Below are 15,379 nucleotides of genomic sequence, written 5' to 3' on the forward strand. Positions count from 1 at the left end.
GACATGACTTCGCAGCTCCCGGAGCTTTCGGGCAAGGTCGCGCTCGTCACGGGCGCCAGCCGCGGTATCGGCTACGGCGTCGCCGAGGCGCTCGTCGCGCGCGGTGACCGCGTGTGCATCACCGGCCGCAACGAGGACGCCCTCAAGGAGGCCGTCGAAGCGCTCGGCGCCGACCGGGTCATCGGCGTCGCCGGCAAGGCGCACGACGAGGCCCACCAGGCCGTCGCGGTCGAGCGCACCATGGAGGCCTTCGGCCGGGTCGACTTCCTGGTCAACAACGCCGGTACGAACCCGGTGTTCGGCCCGATCGCCGACCTCGACCTGAACGTGGCGCGCAAGGTGTACGAGACCAATGTGATCTCGGCGCTCGGCTTCGCGCAGAAGACCTGGTACGCCTGGCAGAAGGACAACGGCGGCGCGATCGTCAACATCTCCTCCGTCGCGGGCATCGCGCCCTCGCCCTTCATCGCCGCCTACGGCGTGAGCAAGGCCGCGCTGATCAACCTGACCGCGCAGCTCGCCCATGAGTTCGCGCCCAAGGTGCGGGTCAACGCGATCGCCCCGGCCGTCGTGAAGACCAAGTTCGCGAGGGCCCTGTACGAAGGCCGCGAGGAGGAGGCCGCCGCGGCCTATCCGCTCGGCCGGCTCGGTGTGCCCTCCGACATCGGGGGCGCCGCCGCGTTCCTCACCTCGGCCCAGTCCGACTGGATCACCGGCCAGACCCTCGTCGTCGACGGCGGCATCTTCCTGAACGCCGGCGTCAGCTGACTCGACCCGGCGGCGACACGGGCGCCCGTGGTCCGAAACGGCGCCCGTGTCGACGTACATGGGGCTCATGAGGCGATGACAACGTCGTCATGGGCGTATTGATCAAGAGGTGGGCCGCAGAAACGGTTCCGCCGCCGTGCGGCTGCGATATGGTCTGCCGACCCTTGGTACGGCAGATCGAGGAGCATGCGCGTGTTCAACCGGAACCGAGGCCTGCGGCAGATGGCGGCCATCGCATCCATATCGTCCCTGGTGGCCGGGTGCGGCGTACTGTCGTCGGACGCCTCAGGCGAGGAGGGGACGATCGCCGTGGGGACGACCAGCGCCCCCAGCACCCTTGACCCCGCCGCGTCCTGGGACGGCTCCTGGGAATTGTTCCGCAACATTTACCAGACGTTGCTCAGCTACCCCTCCGGCGCTTCCGTCCCGGAGCCGGACGCGGCCGAGAGCTGTGCCTTCACCGACGCGACGAACACGGCGTACCGCTGCGAGCTGCGTGAGGACCTGAAGTTCTCCGACGGCAGCGTGCTCGACGCACAGGCCGTGAAGCACTCGATCGACCGGATCAGGAAGATCGGCGTCAACGGCGGTCCCGCCGGTCTGCTCGGCAGCCTCGACCGGGTCCAGGCGCGAGGCGACCGTGAGGTCGTCTTCCACCTCAACCAGCCGGACGCCACCTTCCCGTTCGTGCTCGCCACGCCCGCCATGTCGATCGTCGACCCCGACGCATACCCGGCAGACGCCCTGCGCGAGGACGGTGGAGTCGTCGGGTCGGGGCCGTACACCCTGGAGTCCTACGACGACGGCAAGCAGGCCGAGCTGGTCAAGAACGAGTCGTACGACGGGATCGCGGAGCGCAGAAACGATGCGGTGACCATCCGTTATTTCCAGGACTCGACCACCATGACCACCGCACTCCAGGACAAGGAGCTGGACGTCGCATTCCGCGGTCTCGCCGCCGACGACATCGTCGACCTCCAGGACCAGGACTCCGAGGGCGAGCTCCAGCTCGTCGAGGGCTCCGGCACCGAGATCAGTTACCTGGTGTTCAACCCGAAGGACCCCTGGGCCGCGAAGCCCGCCGTGCGCAAGGCGGTCGCCCAGGTCGTCGACCGCGCGGCGATCGCGCACAACGTCTACAAGGACACCGTCGAGCCGCTGTACTCCATGGTCCCGAAGGGCGTGACCGGCCACACCACCGGCTTCTTCGACGACTTCGGCAACCCCAGCACCGCCAAGGCCCGCAAGATTCTCACCGACGCGGGCATCACCGAGACCGTCCCGCTCACGTTCTGGTACACCAGCGACCGCTACGGCTCCGCCACCAAGGCGGAGTTCGAGGAGCTCAAGCGCCAGCTGGAGGAGTCCGGCCTCTTCAAGATCACCCTCAAGAGCCGCCCCTGGAACACCTATGTGACGGGCTACCAGAACGGCGAGTACCCGGTGTTCGGGCGCGGCTGGTTCCCTGACTTCCCGGACGCCGACAACTTCATCGCCCCGTTCGTCGGCGAGCAGAACGCGCTCGGTACGCCCTACGAGGTGCCCGAGATCACCGATGACCTGCTGCCCCGCTCCCGTGGGGAGAGCGACCGTGCCAACGTGGTGCGGGACTTCGAGGAGGCCCAGCAGATCCTGGTCGACGACGCACGGCTGATCCCGCTGTGGCAGGGCCGGCAGTACGTGGCCGCGAGCGAGGACATCTCGGGTGCGGCCCAGGCCCTCGACCCGTCGACGATCATGATGATGTGGGAGCTGTCCCGGAAGACCAGCTGGTAGTGCGGGAGGCGGCGCCGATTGTCAGTGGTCGCCGGTAGGTTCTGGGACATCGAAGCGACCGCACATCGTAAGGAAGTCGACGTGACCGACATCTCCATGCTGCCCGAGTCCTGGCGCGGGGTTCTGGGCGACGAACTGCAGCAGCCCTACTTCAAGGAGCTGACGGAGTTCGTCGAGGAGGAGCGGGCGAAGGGTCCCGTCTACCCTCCGCGCGAGGAGGTCTTCGCCGCGCTGGCGGCGACGCCGTACGACAAGGTGAAGGTCCTGATCCTCGGCCAGGACCCGTACCACGGCGAGGGCCAGGGGCACGGCCTGTGCTTCTCGGTCCGCCCCGGGGTGAAGACCCCGCCCTCCCTCCGCAACATCTACAAGGAGATGCAGGCCGAGCTGGGCACGCCCGTCCCGGACAACGGCTATCTCATGCCCTGGGCAGAGCAGGGCGTCCTCCTGCTCAACGCGGTGCTCACGGTCCGCGCCGGCGAGGCCAACTCGCACAAGGGCAAGGGCTGGGAGAAGTTCACCGACGCGGTGATCCGGGCCGTGGCCGGCCGCCCGGACCCGGCGGTCTTCGTCCTGTGGGGGAACTACGCGCAGAAGAAGCTCCCGCTGATCGACGAGCAGCGCCATGCGGTGGTGAAGGGCGCGCACCCCTCCCCGCTGTCGGCGAAGAAGTTCTTCGGCTCCCGCCCCTTCACGCAGATCGATGAGGCCGTCGCCCGGCAGGGCCACGAGCCGATCGACTGGCGCCTCCCGAACCTCGGCTGACCTGGAAGGGGCCGACTCCTGGGCCGACTCCCGGGTCGGCCCCGCCTCGCCGGGATTGTCAGTGGCTGCGGTTAGCGTCGTCAGCGAGTGACATCGGTGACGGGCTGGGAGGGTGCGGTGGCGGAGCGACAGGAGCAGGCGGCGCCGGATGCGGTCATGACCCGGATCGGCCAGGTCGTCATGCTGCACCACGCGGGCGACCGCGAGGAGGCCCGGCACCGCTTCCTGGACCTGTGGGCGGAGATCGGCGAGAGCGGGGATCCGCTGCACCGCTGCACTCTGGCGCACTACATGGCCGACACCCAGGATGATCCCGTGGACGAACTGGCCTGGGACCTGCGGGCGTTGACCGCGGCGGAAGAACTCACAAACGAGCGGCTCGCCGAGCACGAGGGGGCTCTGGCGGCGCGGGCGCTGTATCCCTCCCTGCATCTCAATCTCGCCGCCGACTATGTGAAGCTGGGCCGCGCAGAGGCCGCGCGTGCGCATGTCCGGCGGGCGCGAGGTGCGGTGGACGCCCTGGGGGACGATCCCTACGGGGACGGGGTGCGGGCCGCCATCAGCCGGCTGGAACTGCGGTTGGGGACGTAGGGAGCGGTCCGGCGCGACCACCACCCGGCATCCTCAACGCCCGTACGTCTGCTCGCAGATCCTCGACTGCGGGCTGTCCTGCGGCCACCCGCCGTACTGTCTGCCGAGGTCACAGACATCGCCGAGGTCCATGGGAGCCGTCTGGGGCACCTCGGCGCGCGGACGCTGCGGTGCCTGGGGGGTCCGCGGTGCCGGACGCGGCTGTCTCGGGCGTGACGGCGCCGGTTTCCCGGTGGCCGGCATCGGCCGGGCGGGCCGCCGCGCCGATGCCGTCGCCGACGGCTCACGCGGCGGTGTCCGGGGCCGCCCGATCCGCTCCAGCGCCTCCCGCGCCGGCGCCTGCACGACCTGCGGCTCCGCACTTGCGTCCGGCCGGGACGGAACGGTCCGGGACGGCGGTGCGGAGGGCGCCGACGCGGGCGGCAGCTGGACCGTCACACAGCCGGAGAGGGCCGAGACGGCCATGGTGACCAGGAGCGTTGCGGTGGTCGACGTTCGATGCACACGCGCAACTCTGCTGCGTCGGCTGCCTTCTGGGGCGCCGGTCGGCCCAGGATGCCCCGCATGGGTGATCGACGCCCGGTACGGACGCGCGTCGGCGTCAGTCGCCGGTGCTGCCGTCGATCCGCTCACGGATCAGGTCGGCGTGGCCGTTGTGGCGGGCGTATTCCTCGATCATGTGGGTGTAGAGCCAGCGCAGGTTGAATCGCTTGCCGGTACGCCGGTGCTTGCCCTCGCTGAGGTCGTCCAGGCCGAAGCGGGCCGCGTTGCGCCGGGCGACCTCGATCTCGGCCTGCCATGTGGCGCGGGCCTCGTCCCAGGTGTCCGCCTCGGTGAGGCGGAACTCGCCGTCCGGATCCGCGTCGCTGTAGTAGAGGGGCCCCGCGTCTTCGTCCGTGAGCACCCTGCGGAACCAGCTCCGCTCCACCTCCGCCATGTGGCGCACCAGCCCCATCAGGGAGAGCGAGGACGGCTCCACGGAGGAGCTTCTGAGCTGGGCGTCGGTCAGACCCTCGCATTTCAGCACGAGCGTCTGGCGGTGATACTCCAGCCAGCCCTCCAGCATCGTGCGTTCGTCGGCGGTGTTCCCGGGAAGTCGGCGCTCGATGGTCATGCCAGCATCTTGACCCAACTTCTCGGGTCCTACCAGGAATTAAGGATGCCCCGGGCAGCAGGCGGGACCGGCGCTGTTTCTGCCGGGCTGCGACGGGATCGCCGGCCGGCGGCCACCGCGGCCACCGTATGCTTCCGAGGAGACCCAGGCAGGCAACCGTCAGAGGAGCGCACCCCGTGAAGGTCGGCTGCATCGGACTCGGTGATATCGCGCAGAAGGCGTACCTTCCGGTGCTGGGCACGCAGCCGGACGTCGAACTGCACCTTCAGACCCGTACGCCCGCGACGCTCGACCGTGTCGCCGACACGTTGCACCTTCCCGGCACCCGGCGCCACCGGGACCTCGACGCGCTCCTCGCCGAGGATCTCGACGCCGCGTTCGTGCACGCGCCCACCGTCGCGCACCCCGAGATCGTCGCCCGGCTGCTGGAGGCGGGCGTACCGACGTACGTCGACAAACCGTTGGCGTACCAGCTCGCCGACTCCGAGCGGCTGGTGGCGCTCGCGGAGCAGCGCGGCGTTTCGCTGGCCGTCGGGTTCAACCGGCGGTACGCGCCCGGGTATGTGCAGTGTGCCGATCACCCGCGCGAGCTGATCCTGATGCAGAAAAACCGGGTCGGGCTGCCGGAGGAGCCGCGCACGATGGTCCTCGACGACTTCATCCATGTCGTGGACACGCTGCGCTTCCTGGTGCCCGGTCCGGTCGACGACGTGACCGTGCGCGCCCGCGCCGAGGGGGGTCTGCTGCACCACGTCGTGCTCCAGCTCTCCGGGGACGGCTTCACCGCGCTCGGTGTGATGAACAGGCTCAGCGGCTCGGCGGAGGAGATCCTGGAGGTGTCGGGGCAGGACACCAAGCGTCAGGTGGTCAACCTCGCCGAGGTGATCGACCACAAGGGGCAGCCGACGGTGCGGCGACGCGGCGACTGGGTGCCGGTGGCCCGGCAGCGCGGCATCGAGCAGGCCGCGGGTGCCTTCCTCGACGCGGTGCGCGCGGGCAAGGTGCTCAGTGCCCGTGACGCGCTGGCCACCCACGAGCTGTGCGAACGGGTCGTACGGGCGGTCGAGGAGCGTGCCGCCTGAACCGCAGCGTCCGTACGCCCTCGACGGTGCACCACGCGGCCATGATCAGTAGCGCGGCCTTCACTGTCCAGTCGCCGTAGCGGACGTACGGCGTGACGCCATGGGCCAGCGGCACGTCGTAGACCCGCGAGGCGCTCTCGCTCGTGCCGAGCCACGCACCCACGCGCTCTCCGTCGGGCCCGTAGACCGCGGAGACGCCGGTCAGCGTGGCGTGCACCATCGGGCGGCCGGTCTCGGCGGCCCGTAGCGCGGCGAGCGAGGCATGCTGCTCGGGGGCCCAGCTCTGCTGGAACGTCGAGGTCGCAGACTGGGCGATCAGTACGTCGGCGCCGTCGTCGGCGAGATGGCGGCTCATGTCGGGAAACGCGGACTCGAAGCACACCATCGGCCCGACCCGCAGCCCCTCGCCCACGTCCATGACGACCTGCTCGGTGCCGCGCCTGCGGTCCTCGCCCGCCGCCTCGCCGACGGAGGTCGCCCAGCCGAGGACCGAGCGGAACGGGACGTACTCGCCGAAGGGGACGAGCCGCATCTTGTCGTAGCGGGCGCCGGTGTAACCGTTCGGGCCGACGAGCACCGAGCTCTTGTAGATGCCGGGCCGGTCGGAGCGCCGGGCGTCCACGTTGACGAGGATTTCCGCCGCGGTCTCACGGGACAGCGCGGCGATCCGCCGTTCGAGGTCGGGACGCTCGCCGAGGTCGTAGCCGACGCTGCTCTCGCCCCAGACGATCAGGTCGAGGTCCTGTCCGGCCAGCTCGCGGGTGAGCTGCTCCTCGCGCGTGAAGCGGTTGTCGGGGCCGGGGACGACGCCCGGCTGCACGACGGCGATCCGCATCCGGCCGTCCGTGTCGGGGCGCGGTGCCCACACCCACACCGCCGAGGTGGCGGCCGCGGTGGCGACGAGCCCGGCGACGGCGGGCATGCGGGACGCCCGTATCGCCACGAGCACGGTGACCGCGACGTTCACGGCGACCATCAGGAAGCTCAGCAGCCACACCCCGCCGACCGAGGCGAGCCGCAGCGCGGGTTCCACCTGCCACTGGCTGGAGCCGAGCATGCCCCACGGCCCGCCCAGCCCCTGCCAGGACCGCACCAGCTCGATCATCAGCCAGCCGGCCGGCAGGACGGCCAGCGCGGCGGCGACGCGGGCCGCGGACGGCCTGCCGGTCAGGAAATGCCGTACCAGCCAGCCCCACGGGGCCCAGAGGGCGCCGAGCAGGGCCGCGATCACGAAGGTGAAGACGTGCAGGTTCGGCAGCAGCCAGTGGTGCATCGCCAGCATGAACCCGAAGCCGCCGCTCCAGCCGTCGTACAGGGCCCGTCTCCTGGTCGGTGCGGAGCGGATCAGCGCGATCCAGGGGACCAGGGCGACGTAGGCGAACCACCACAGCGACGGCGCGGGGTACGCGAGCACGGGCAGGGCGCCGGCCAAGGCGGCGAGCGTGGAACGGCGCCACGGGGAGCTGAGCCACTGCCCGAACGACTTCATACGGCGCCTCCCAGAACGGTGTCCCTCCAGTGTGCGCGCCTGGATGATCGCGGGACAGACAGCCTAGTCCGACTTGATCACGCCGGGGCTGTCAGGGCGTCGGCTGTCCGCCAGTGACATCGGCCGGTCAGCCGAGGGCCGCCCTCCGGCGCCGGGGAGGCTGCAGGCCGGTCGGGGCGGCGGTCGGGGCGGTGCGGTCGGGGCTCGGCGGTTGGCGCGGTGCGGTTTGTGCGGCGGGTGCGGTGGGCGGTGCGGTCAGTGCGGCGGGTGCGGTGGGCGGTGCGGTCGGGGCGGTGCGGTCTGTGCGGCGGGTGCGGTGGGCGGTGCGGTCGGGGCGGTGCGGTCGGGGCGGTGCGGTCTGTGCGGCGGGTGCGGTGGGCGGCGTGGTCAGGCGGTGCGGTCAGGGCGGTGCGGTCAGGGCGCCGTCGCCCGGTCGGGCATGCGGCGCCACTTCTCCTGCACCACGACCTCGCGCAGCCGCCAGCCGTCGTACGTGCGCAGCAGGGAGAAGGCGTAACGGCCGCCGCACAGGAAGTCCGGAGCGGCCGACCCGCCGTCGTCACCGGCGAACCGCATCGGATTCACATAGTCGGCCTGCACCCGGGCGGTGTCGCCGGTGTCCTGCTCCAGGACCCCGAACCGCACCCGGCGGTTGACGATCAGGTGCTGCCGCATCGGAAACAGCCGCATGGTCTCCGCGAGCCAGCCGGCGACGTTCCCAGCGTCCCCCTCGATCCCGCCGGCCGAGCGGTAGTCCGCCCGCCCGTCCGCCGTGAACAACTTCCGGTACGCCTCCCAGTCGCCGTCGTCCACGGCTACCGCGTAGTCGGTGATCAGTCCGTCGACCGCCAGCCGGTCCATCACGGTGGCGAGCTCCACACGCTGCGTCATCGGCTCAGTTTTGGGCATGTGACGAGCCGAGCCAAGGGGTACGCGGCGATATTCGAGGGCCATTCAGGGGACGGTACCGAGCGGTGTACGCCTTCTGCGAAGCTGGGGTGATCTTCATGCCGTGATCGAGCCAGGAGGTACTGATGAGCCGTCCCGTCACCGTGGTCACCGGCGGCAGCCGGGGCATCGGCGCCGCGACCTGTCTGCGGCTCGCCGCGGAGGGGCACGACGTCGTGGTGGGGTACGTCCGGGACGCCGAGGCCGCCGAGACGGTCGCCGACGGGGTGCGGAAAGCCGGCGGCCGGTCGGTGCCGGTGCGGGTGGACACATCGGTCGAGGCGGATGTGGTGCGGCTGTTCGAGGTGGCGGAGGATCGACTCGGGCCGGTGACAGGGCTGGTGAACAACGCCGCGGTGACCGGCCCGCTGGGGCGGTTCGCGGACACCGACCCCGCGGTACTGCGGCGGGTCGTCGACGTCAACCTGCTGGGCCCGCTGCTGTGTTCGCGCCGGGCGGCGCAGCTGATGACGGGACGGGGCAGCGGTGTGATCGTGAACGTCTCGTCGGCTGCCGCGACCCTGGGCAGCCCCGGCGAGTACGTGCACTACGCGGCGACCAAGGCGGCGGTGGACGCGTTGACCCTGGGCCTGGCCAAGGAGCTGGGGCCGGACGGCATCCGTGTCAACGCCGTGGCGCCCGGTGTGATCGACACCGAGATGCACGCGACCATGGGCGACCCGGATCGCGCTCGGCGCGCGGCCGCCACGATCCCGCTGCGCCGTCCGGGACAGGCCGAGGAGATCGCCGCCGCGGTGGCGTGGCTGATGTCACCGGACGCGTCCTACGCGACGGGGGCGGTGCTGCGGGTGTCGGGCGGAAGATGACCTGCCGCTTCGCCGAACGCTCACACCACGGGCGGGGCGCCACCAGACCCCGCCTCGGTTTCGCCGACCGCTGACGCTCGCCTCGGTGTCGCTGAACGCTGAGGCTCGCCTTGGTTTCGCCGACCGCTCGGGTCCGCTTCGGTGTTGCTGAAGGCTCAGGTCCGCCTGGGTTCTGAGCGCTGAGGCTCGCCTCGGTGTCGCTGAACGCTGAGGCTCGCCCCGGTTTCGCCGACCGCTCAGGCTGCCTCGATCACATCGCCGCGGATCGCGGTCGCCCACTCGACCACCAACAGCTCGTACTCCGCGCGCTCCTGGGCCGACAGCGAGCCGCCCGCGCGCAGCCACAGCGCGCGGATCTGCTCGTTCACCTCGGCGGCAGACCGCAGGGATCCAGAGGACAAGGATTCGGGGGGCATGCGGACAAGCCTAGGGGCAAGGACTGACACTGCGCTACCGGACGGCTACTCATTCCTGTGCGGTTGGTCACGGGCGCCGGGACGGCCTACGGCACCGGCAAGTACCGCAGTGCCGCGAGGAGTTGCGGTCGGCGCGGGCGAGACCCGCCTCCCGTGGCCGTCGGTGAATCCCACACCGGCCCGCGGCTGCGCGACACCGTGTGGGAGGGGCTGCGGAAACAGCTCGGCGAGGTCGAGGCGCTTGAGGCCCTCGTCCTCGCCGGGAGGTATCGCATGCCCGCAGAGTGGGTGTCAGCCCGCCGACTCCGCCGCGTGCGGGCTCAGGACGCCCGCCGTCACGAGTATGACGATCACGATGCCGAGCGCTATGCGGTACCAGACGAACGGCATGAAGCTCTTGGTCGAGATGAACTTCATGAACCAGGCGATCACGACATATCCGCTCGCGAACGCGATCACCGTCGCGAACGCCGTCGGCCCCCAGGCGACGTGGTCGGTCTGCATCGCGTCCCTGAGCTCGAACAGGCCGGAGGCGAGCACGGCGGGGATGGCGAGGAGGAACGAGTAGCGGGCCGCGGCCTCGCGCTGGTAGCCCATGAAGAGGCCGCCGCTGATCGTCGCGCCGGAGCGGGAGACGCCGGGGATGAGGGCCATGGCCTGGCAGACGCCGTATATCAGGCCGTCCCGCGCATTCAGGTCCGCGAGCTGCTTGCGCTGCTTGGCGGCGCGGTGCCGGCCGCCGCTCTCGTCCCGGGCCGCCAGCCGGTCGGCGACGCCGATGATGATGCCGACCACGATCAGCATGGTCGCCGTGATCCGCAGATCGCGGAACGGCCCCTCGATCTGGTCCGTCAGCGTCAGGCCGAGCACGCCGATCGGGATCGAGCCGATGATCACCAGCCAGCCCATCTGCGCGTCGTGGTTCTTGCGCATGGCCTTGTTGGTGAGCGATCTCGACCAGGCCCAGATGATGCGCCCGATGTCCTTGCGGAAGTAGATCAGCACCGCGGTCTCCGTGCCGATCTGGGTGATCGCCGTGAAGGCCGCGCCAGGGTCCTCCCAACCCGAGAAGGCCGCCGTCAGCCGCAGATGCGCGCTGGAGGAGACGGGCAGAAACTCGGTCAGCCCCTGGACGAGTCCGAGGATGAGGGATTCAAACCAAGACATGAAGTTTCGGAGTCCAAGTGCTGATCGGGCCGGAACGACGGGTGCCCCAGCCGCCGGGTGCGGTGATCGCTGGTGTCGAGGGGCAGCGTAGCGTCCCGGGACGACCCGCCCGGCACAGGGGCGTCGTAGCCGGGCGCTCGCACCGGGTTCGACGGTGTTGACCTGCGGCGGGGGCGGCGCTTACGTTGCAGCGGTCGAGAAAGCGCTTGCTGGCTCCCTGGGGAGTCCTGCTCGTTCCCTGAGGAGTGCTGATCACGTCCATGCCAGAATCCGAGTCCGAACCCTGGACGTATCGTCCGCACTCCGCCCCGCCGGGACGCGCACCGCGCGGAAGCGCGAGTACGTCCGGTACGGCGACTTCCGCCGGTACGGCAACTTCCGCCGGTACGGCAACTTCCGCCGGTACGGGAACCTCCGCCGGTACGGGAACCTCCGCCCGGCATGCCGAGGGCACCCACGTGGAATCGCCGCCCGGCCGGCCCTCCGCGCGGACGACGCCACTTCCGGCACGGGCCCTGGCCGGCCGCCGCGTCAAGGTCGCTGTCGTCGGCACCGGCGCGGTCGCCCGTGACTCGCATCTGCCCGCGCTGGCCCGGCTCGCCGAGGAGGGCGAGGTCGAGGTCGTCGCCGCCGTTGACATCGATGCCGCCTCGGCGGACGCCTTCTGCGCGGAGGCCGGTATTCCGCACGCGTACACCGACCTGGACCGGATGCTCCGGGAACAGCGGCCCGACCTGGTCACCATCTGCACCCCGCCGACGCTCCACCGCGACCAGACCGTCGCCGCTCTGCGCGCCGGTGCCTGGGTGTGGTGCGAGAAGCCGCCGGTGCCGACGCTGGCCGACTTCGACGCCGTCGAGGCCGTGGAGGGCGAGGGCGGTGGGCCGTACGCCGCCATCGTCTTCCAGCACCGCTTCGGCTCCGGCTCCCGGCATGTACGGCGGCTGCTTGCCGAGCAGACCCTGGGCCGGCCGCTGGTCGCGCACTGCCAGACCACCTGGTACCGCGACACCGCCTACTACGCGGTGCCCTGGCGCGGGCGCTGGCAGACCGAGGGCGGAGGCCCGGCCATGGGCCACGGCATCCATCAGATGGATCTGCTGCTCGATCTGCTCGGACCGTGGACCGAGGTCCGGGCGATGGCCGGACGGCTGGTGCACGACGTGGAGACGGAGGACGTCTCCACCGCCCTGGTGCGCTTCGAGAACGGCGCGCTGGCGACCGTCGTCAACAGCGTCCTGTCGCCCGACGAGGTCAGCCGCATCCGCATCGACTGCGCCCGCGCCACCGTCGAGCTCACCCACCTCTACGGCCACAGCAACGCTCACTGGCGCATCACCCCGGCCTCCGACGTGCCCGCCGAACTCGCCGCGCGCTGGCAGGACTTCGGTCAGGACGAGCCCAGCTCGCATCTCGCGCAGCTGCGGGAGCTGGTCGCGAGCATGCGGGCCGGACAGCGACCGCGCAGCAGCGGCGTGGACGGGCGGACGAGCCTGGAACTGATCGCCGCGCTCTACAAGTCGGCGTTCACGGACGCGACCGTGAAGGCGGGCGAGATCGGCCCGGGCGACCCGTACTACACGGCGATGCACGGGGGCGCTCCCGGCTGGGCGCCCGTCGCCGGCGAGGGGGTGTCCGCGTGACCGGGCTGCGTATCACGCACGCGTACGGCGACCGCATCACGGTGACCGAGCCGGTCACCGGTGTGGAACTGCTCGCCTATGTCTACCGGCCGGAGGCCGCCTGGGAGGCGCCGAGGCCGTACGTCCATCCGATCCGGACCCTGGCGGGCGACGTCGTCACCGACTACCGGCCCCATGACCACCGCTGGCACAAGGGCCTGTCGCTCACGGCCTCGCATCTGTCCGGCGCGAATCTGTGGGGCGGCAACACGTATGTGCACGGGCAGGGGTATCTCGAACTCCCGGAGCGCGTCGGGTCGATGGCACACGCCGGCTTCGACGAGGTCTCCTCGGACGGTGACCGCCTCGTCATCGCCGAGCGGCTGACCTGGCATCCCTACGACGGCGAGTTGTGGGCCGAGGAGCAGCGCCGGATCGAGGTGCACGACGTCGATCCCGCGGCGGGGTCCTGGGCGCTGACCTGGACGACCGCGGTCACCAACCGGCGTGCCGAGCCGCTGCGGTTCGGCAGCCCGACCACCGCCGGGCGCGACATGGCCGGCTACACGGGCCTGTTCTGGCGCGGCCCGCGCGCCTTCCGGGACGGGCGGATCATCGGGCCGGACGGCGAGGGCCCGGAGCTGATGGGCACCCAGGCGCCCTGGCTCGCCCTGTCCGGTGAGCACGACGGCACCGACGGCCACGCGACCCTCGTCTTCGCGCACGCCCCCGAGAACGACCACCTCGGCGACCGCGGGGCGCACCCCGCCCACTGGTTCGTCCGTAACGAGCCCTTCGCCGGCGTCGCCCCCTCGTGGGCCTTCTTCGACGAACTGGAACTCGCTCCCGGCGCCACGCTCACCCGCCGCTACCGGATCGTCGTGGCCGACGGCGCCTGGGAGCGGGACGAGGTCGCCAAGTACCTGGAGACGCACGCATGGTGACTCCGGCGGCGTGTCATGCGCTTCATGCGCCGCAGACGATGTGCGAGGCGGGCGGGCCGGCCGGCGCGATGGTGCCGGAGCGGGGCTGACCGGCCGTCAACGCCGGCGCAGATGATGGCGCTTGCGCCAGGCCACGACCACCCCCGCGAGCGCCGGCAGGGCTATGGCGGCCGTCGCGATCAGGAACGCCGGAGACGTCGGCGTCGAGGCCCGGGCGCCGGCGACGACGTACGCGGCGACGTTGGGGATCGTACCGAGCGCGGTGGCGAGCAGGAACGGCACGTAACCCATGCGGGAGACGGCGGCGGCGTAGTTCGCGGCCCAGAACGGCACACCGGGGAACAGGCGCACCGCCAGCATCGACCGGAAGCCGTGCTTGCTGAACTGGCCGTCCAGCGCTTTCAGCAACCTGCCGCGCAGCAGCGGGCGCAGCGCGTCCTGGCCGAGCATCCGGCCGAGGGTGAAGGAGATGCCGGCGCCCAGCACCGTGCCCATCATGGCCGCGGCTATGCCCAGTTCCGAGCCGAAGAGCGCGCCCGCGGCGAGGTTCAGCAGTGGCCGCGGCACGAACGCCACGGCGATCAGCCCGTAGGCCACCGCGAACAGCGCCACCGCCGAGCTGCCCTCGACCTGCGGCGGCCAGCCGTCGGCCAGGAGCTTGTGCGGCTGGAACAGCAGCACGGACGCCCCGGCCCCCGCCAGCAGGACCAGGAGCAGCGAGAGCCGCGACCACGGCGAGAGCAGCGCTCTTCTGCAGCGCGCGGCGAGCCCGGTGGGTGAGGCGGCGGGTACGGCGGCGGCGAGTTCCGCGACGGAAGCCGGGGGAGAGGCCGTGGCGGTGCCCCCAGGGCCGGTGGTGGCATCGAGCATTCGGCGACAGTAACCGACGTAGTTGTGTGATCGCCGTATGGTCCGTCTCATGAGCGTCACAGACGCGGGAACCACGAAAGTCCCCCGCAGCGACATCGCCGACACCGTCCTGGAACGGCTCACCACCACCTATGCCGCCGCGGCGGACCCGGAGCGGGCCGCGGCCATGCGGGCGTACATGAGAGATGTCACTCCCTTCCTCGGCCTCCCCACACCCGTGCGACGCGCCCTGTCCCGCACCGTCCTGGCCGGCGTGCCCCGCCCCGACGAATCCGACTGCGCGGCGATCGCCCTGCGCTGCTGGCGGCTGCCCGAGCGGGAGTACCACTACTTCGCCGTCGACTGTCTGCGCCGTCACGTCGGCCGCTGCACCTCGGGCTTCCTGCCGGTGGTCCGGCACCTGGTGAGCACCGTCCCGTGGTGGGACACCGTCGACGCACTCGCCTCCCACGTGGTGGGAGGCCTGGTCGCCGCCGATCCGAAGCTGAAGACCGAGATGGACGCCTGGATCGTCGACGACGACCTGTGGATCGCCCGCACGGCCCTGCTCCACCAGCTGCGCTACAAGGAACGCACCGACGCCGAGCGCCTCTTCGCCTACTGCCTGCATCAGTCGGGTCACCCGGACTTCTTCATCCGCAAGGCGATCGGCTGGTGCCTGCGCGAGTACGCCAAGACCGACCCGGAGGCCGTACGGGCCTTCCTGGCCCGGGAGCAGGGGAGGCTCGCGCCGCTGTCGGTGCGGGAGGCGCTGAAGAACATCGGAGCCTGAACTCCGCCGCCCCGGAAAATCATTCGACGTCGGGCAAAGCGTCGGCAATGATCGGAGCCATGTTCCGGTACGCCTTCGTCGTTGCAGCATCCGCGGTCGCGGATGCTCCGAAGGCTGCCGTCGCGCTCTTCCCGGCCGCTGCCGACGGCGCCCGAAGCTGACCCTCTCCGGATCGTCCGGCGGACCCCGCAGGGGGAGGGTCGGCAAGTCCTCGGGGTCCCCGCTCTC

15 protein-coding genes are annotated in these 15,379 nt (G+C 71.1%); 9 read left to right on the forward strand and 6 right to left on the reverse strand.

The genetic code is table 11. The features are described from left to right. Positions 1-3 precede the first annotated feature (3 nt). The 4 genes from GFH49_RS16725 (at position 4) to GFH49_RS16740 (ending at position 3,900) form a co-directional block, all read left to right on the forward strand. Positions 4-768 carry an SDR family oxidoreductase gene (locus GFH49_RS16725; protein WP_155056683.1) on the forward strand — a complete coding sequence of 255 codons (765 nt, stop codon included), beginning with the start codon at positions 4-6 and terminating at the stop codon, positions 766-768. Positions 769-960: 192 nt separating this feature from the next. Continuing rightward, positions 961-2,544 (forward strand): ABC transporter substrate-binding protein, encoded by a 1,584-nt coding sequence (locus tag GFH49_RS16730; protein ID WP_155056684.1) that lies wholly within the window; start codon positions 961-963, stop codon positions 2,542-2,544. Positions 2,545-2,625: 81 nt separating this feature from the next. Beyond that, positions 2,626-3,309, forward strand: a complete 684-nt coding sequence (ung, locus tag GFH49_RS16735) for a uracil-DNA glycosylase (RefSeq protein WP_155056685.1) — start codon at positions 2,626-2,628, stop codon at positions 3,307-3,309. A gap of 117 nt (positions 3,310-3,426) precedes the next feature. After that, positions 3,427-3,900, forward strand: coding sequence for a hypothetical protein (locus GFH49_RS16740; RefSeq protein WP_155056686.1), 474 nt, complete (start codon positions 3,427-3,429; stop codon positions 3,898-3,900). A 601-nt stretch (positions 3,901-4,501) separates the two neighbouring features. On the opposite strand, the gene GFH49_RS16745 is transcribed toward GFH49_RS16740, so the two are convergent. Beyond that, positions 4,502-5,014 carry a DinB family protein gene (locus GFH49_RS16745; RefSeq protein WP_155056687.1) on the reverse strand — a complete coding sequence of 171 codons (513 nt, stop codon included), beginning with the start codon at positions 5,012-5,014 and terminating at the stop codon, positions 4,502-4,504. A 176-nt stretch (positions 5,015-5,190) separates the two neighbouring features. Between GFH49_RS16745 and GFH49_RS16750 the strand changes: the two genes are divergently transcribed. Then, the gene (locus GFH49_RS16750; protein ID WP_155056688.1) at positions 5,191-6,096 is read left to right on the forward strand and encodes a Gfo/Idh/MocA family protein; all 906 of its coding nucleotides are present in this window, start codon (positions 5,191-5,193) and stop codon (positions 6,094-6,096) included. Here the strand turns inward: GFH49_RS16750 and lnt are convergent. Both lnt and GFH49_RS16760 read right to left on the reverse strand, forming a co-directional pair. After that, the gene (gene lnt, locus GFH49_RS16755; protein WP_155056689.1) at positions 6,020-7,585 is read right to left on the reverse strand and encodes an apolipoprotein N-acyltransferase; all 1,566 of its coding nucleotides are present in this window, start codon (positions 7,583-7,585) and stop codon (positions 6,020-6,022) included. The two genes, GFH49_RS16750 and lnt, sit on opposite strands and share 77 nt — an antisense overlap. A 414-nt stretch (positions 7,586-7,999) precedes the next feature. Then, complete coding sequence (locus GFH49_RS16760; protein WP_155056690.1) at positions 8,000-8,476, reverse strand: nuclear transport factor 2 family protein; 477 nt, start codon at positions 8,474-8,476, stop codon at positions 8,000-8,002. Positions 8,477-8,619: 143 nt separating this feature from the next. Here GFH49_RS16760 and GFH49_RS16765 point away from each other — a divergent pair, with 143 nt between their 5' ends. Beyond that, complete coding sequence (locus GFH49_RS16765; RefSeq protein WP_155056691.1) at positions 8,620-9,360, forward strand: SDR family NAD(P)-dependent oxidoreductase; 741 nt, start codon at positions 8,620-8,622, stop codon at positions 9,358-9,360. Between the two features lie 236 nt (positions 9,361-9,596). Here the strand turns inward: GFH49_RS16765 and GFH49_RS16770 are convergent, their stop codons facing one another. Further along, positions 9,597-9,776, reverse strand: coding sequence for a hypothetical protein (locus GFH49_RS16770; protein WP_155056692.1), 180 nt, complete (start codon positions 9,774-9,776; stop codon positions 9,597-9,599). A 291-nt stretch (positions 9,777-10,067) separates the two neighbouring features. After that, positions 10,068-10,943 (reverse strand): undecaprenyl-diphosphate phosphatase, encoded by an 876-nt coding sequence (locus tag GFH49_RS16775; RefSeq protein ID WP_155056693.1) that lies wholly within the window; start codon positions 10,941-10,943, stop codon positions 10,068-10,070. Between the two features lie 458 nt (positions 10,944-11,401). On the opposite strand from GFH49_RS16775, the gene GFH49_RS16780 reads away from it, so the two are divergent. Next, positions 11,402-12,586 carry a Gfo/Idh/MocA family protein gene (locus GFH49_RS16780; RefSeq protein ID WP_155056694.1) on the forward strand — a complete coding sequence of 395 codons (1,185 nt, stop codon included), beginning with the start codon at positions 11,402-11,404 and terminating at the stop codon, positions 12,584-12,586. Beyond that, complete coding sequence (locus GFH49_RS16785; protein ID WP_155056695.1) at positions 12,583-13,509, forward strand: DUF6807 domain-containing protein; 927 nt, start codon at positions 12,583-12,585, stop codon at positions 13,507-13,509. Before GFH49_RS16780 ends, GFH49_RS16785 begins: the two co-directional genes overlap by 4 nt. A 96-nt stretch (positions 13,510-13,605) precedes the next feature. Here the strand turns inward: GFH49_RS16785 and GFH49_RS16790 are convergent, their stop codons facing one another. Further along, the gene (locus tag GFH49_RS16790) at positions 13,606-14,379 is read right to left on the reverse strand and encodes a TVP38/TMEM64 family protein (RefSeq protein WP_155056696.1); all 774 of its coding nucleotides are present in this window, start codon (positions 14,377-14,379) and stop codon (positions 13,606-13,608) included. A 49-nt stretch (positions 14,380-14,428) separates the two neighbouring features. Between GFH49_RS16790 and GFH49_RS16795 the strand changes: the two genes are divergently transcribed. Beyond that, complete coding sequence (locus tag GFH49_RS16795) at positions 14,429-15,151, forward strand: DNA alkylation repair protein (protein ID WP_155056697.1); 723 nt, start codon at positions 14,429-14,431, stop codon at positions 15,149-15,151. The last annotated feature ends 228 nt before the right edge of the window (positions 15,152-15,379 follow it).

Source organism: Streptomyces blattellae, from assembly GCF_009709555.1.
GTDB classification, from domain to species: Bacteria; Actinomycetota; Actinomycetes; order Streptomycetales; family Streptomycetaceae; genus Streptomyces; species Streptomyces blattellae.

Bases quoted from the DNA above. Each gene is read 5' to 3' on its own strand.
- GFH49_RS16795 (WP_155056697.1), top strand. From the start codon at position 14,429: ATGAGCGTCACAGACGCGGGAACCACGAAAGTCCCCCGCAGCGACATC.
- GFH49_RS16790 (WP_155056696.1), bottom strand. From the start codon at position 14,379: ATGCTCGATGCCACCACCGGCCCTGGGGGCACCGCCACGGCCTCTCCC.
- GFH49_RS16745 (WP_155056687.1), bottom strand. From the start codon at position 5,014: ATGACCATCGAGCGCCGACTTCCCGGGAACACCGCCGACGAACGCACG.
- GFH49_RS16725 (WP_155056683.1), top strand. From the start codon at position 4: ATGACTTCGCAGCTCCCGGAGCTTTCGGGCAAGGTCGCGCTCGTCACG.
- GFH49_RS16770 (WP_155056692.1), bottom strand. From the start codon at position 9,776: ATGCCCCCCGAATCCTTGTCCTCTGGATCCCTGCGGTCTGCCGCCGAG.
- GFH49_RS16760 (WP_155056690.1), bottom strand. From the start codon at position 8,476: ATGACGCAGCGTGTGGAGCTCGCCACCGTGATGGACCGGCTGGCGGTC.
- GFH49_RS16775 (WP_155056693.1), bottom strand. From the start codon at position 10,943: ATGTCTTGGTTTGAATCCCTCATCCTCGGACTCGTCCAGGGGCTGACC.
- GFH49_RS16765 (WP_155056691.1), top strand. From the start codon at position 8,620: ATGAGCCGTCCCGTCACCGTGGTCACCGGCGGCAGCCGGGGCATCGGC.
- lnt (WP_155056689.1), bottom strand. From the start codon at position 7,585: ATGAAGTCGTTCGGGCAGTGGCTCAGCTCCCCGTGGCGCCGTTCCACG.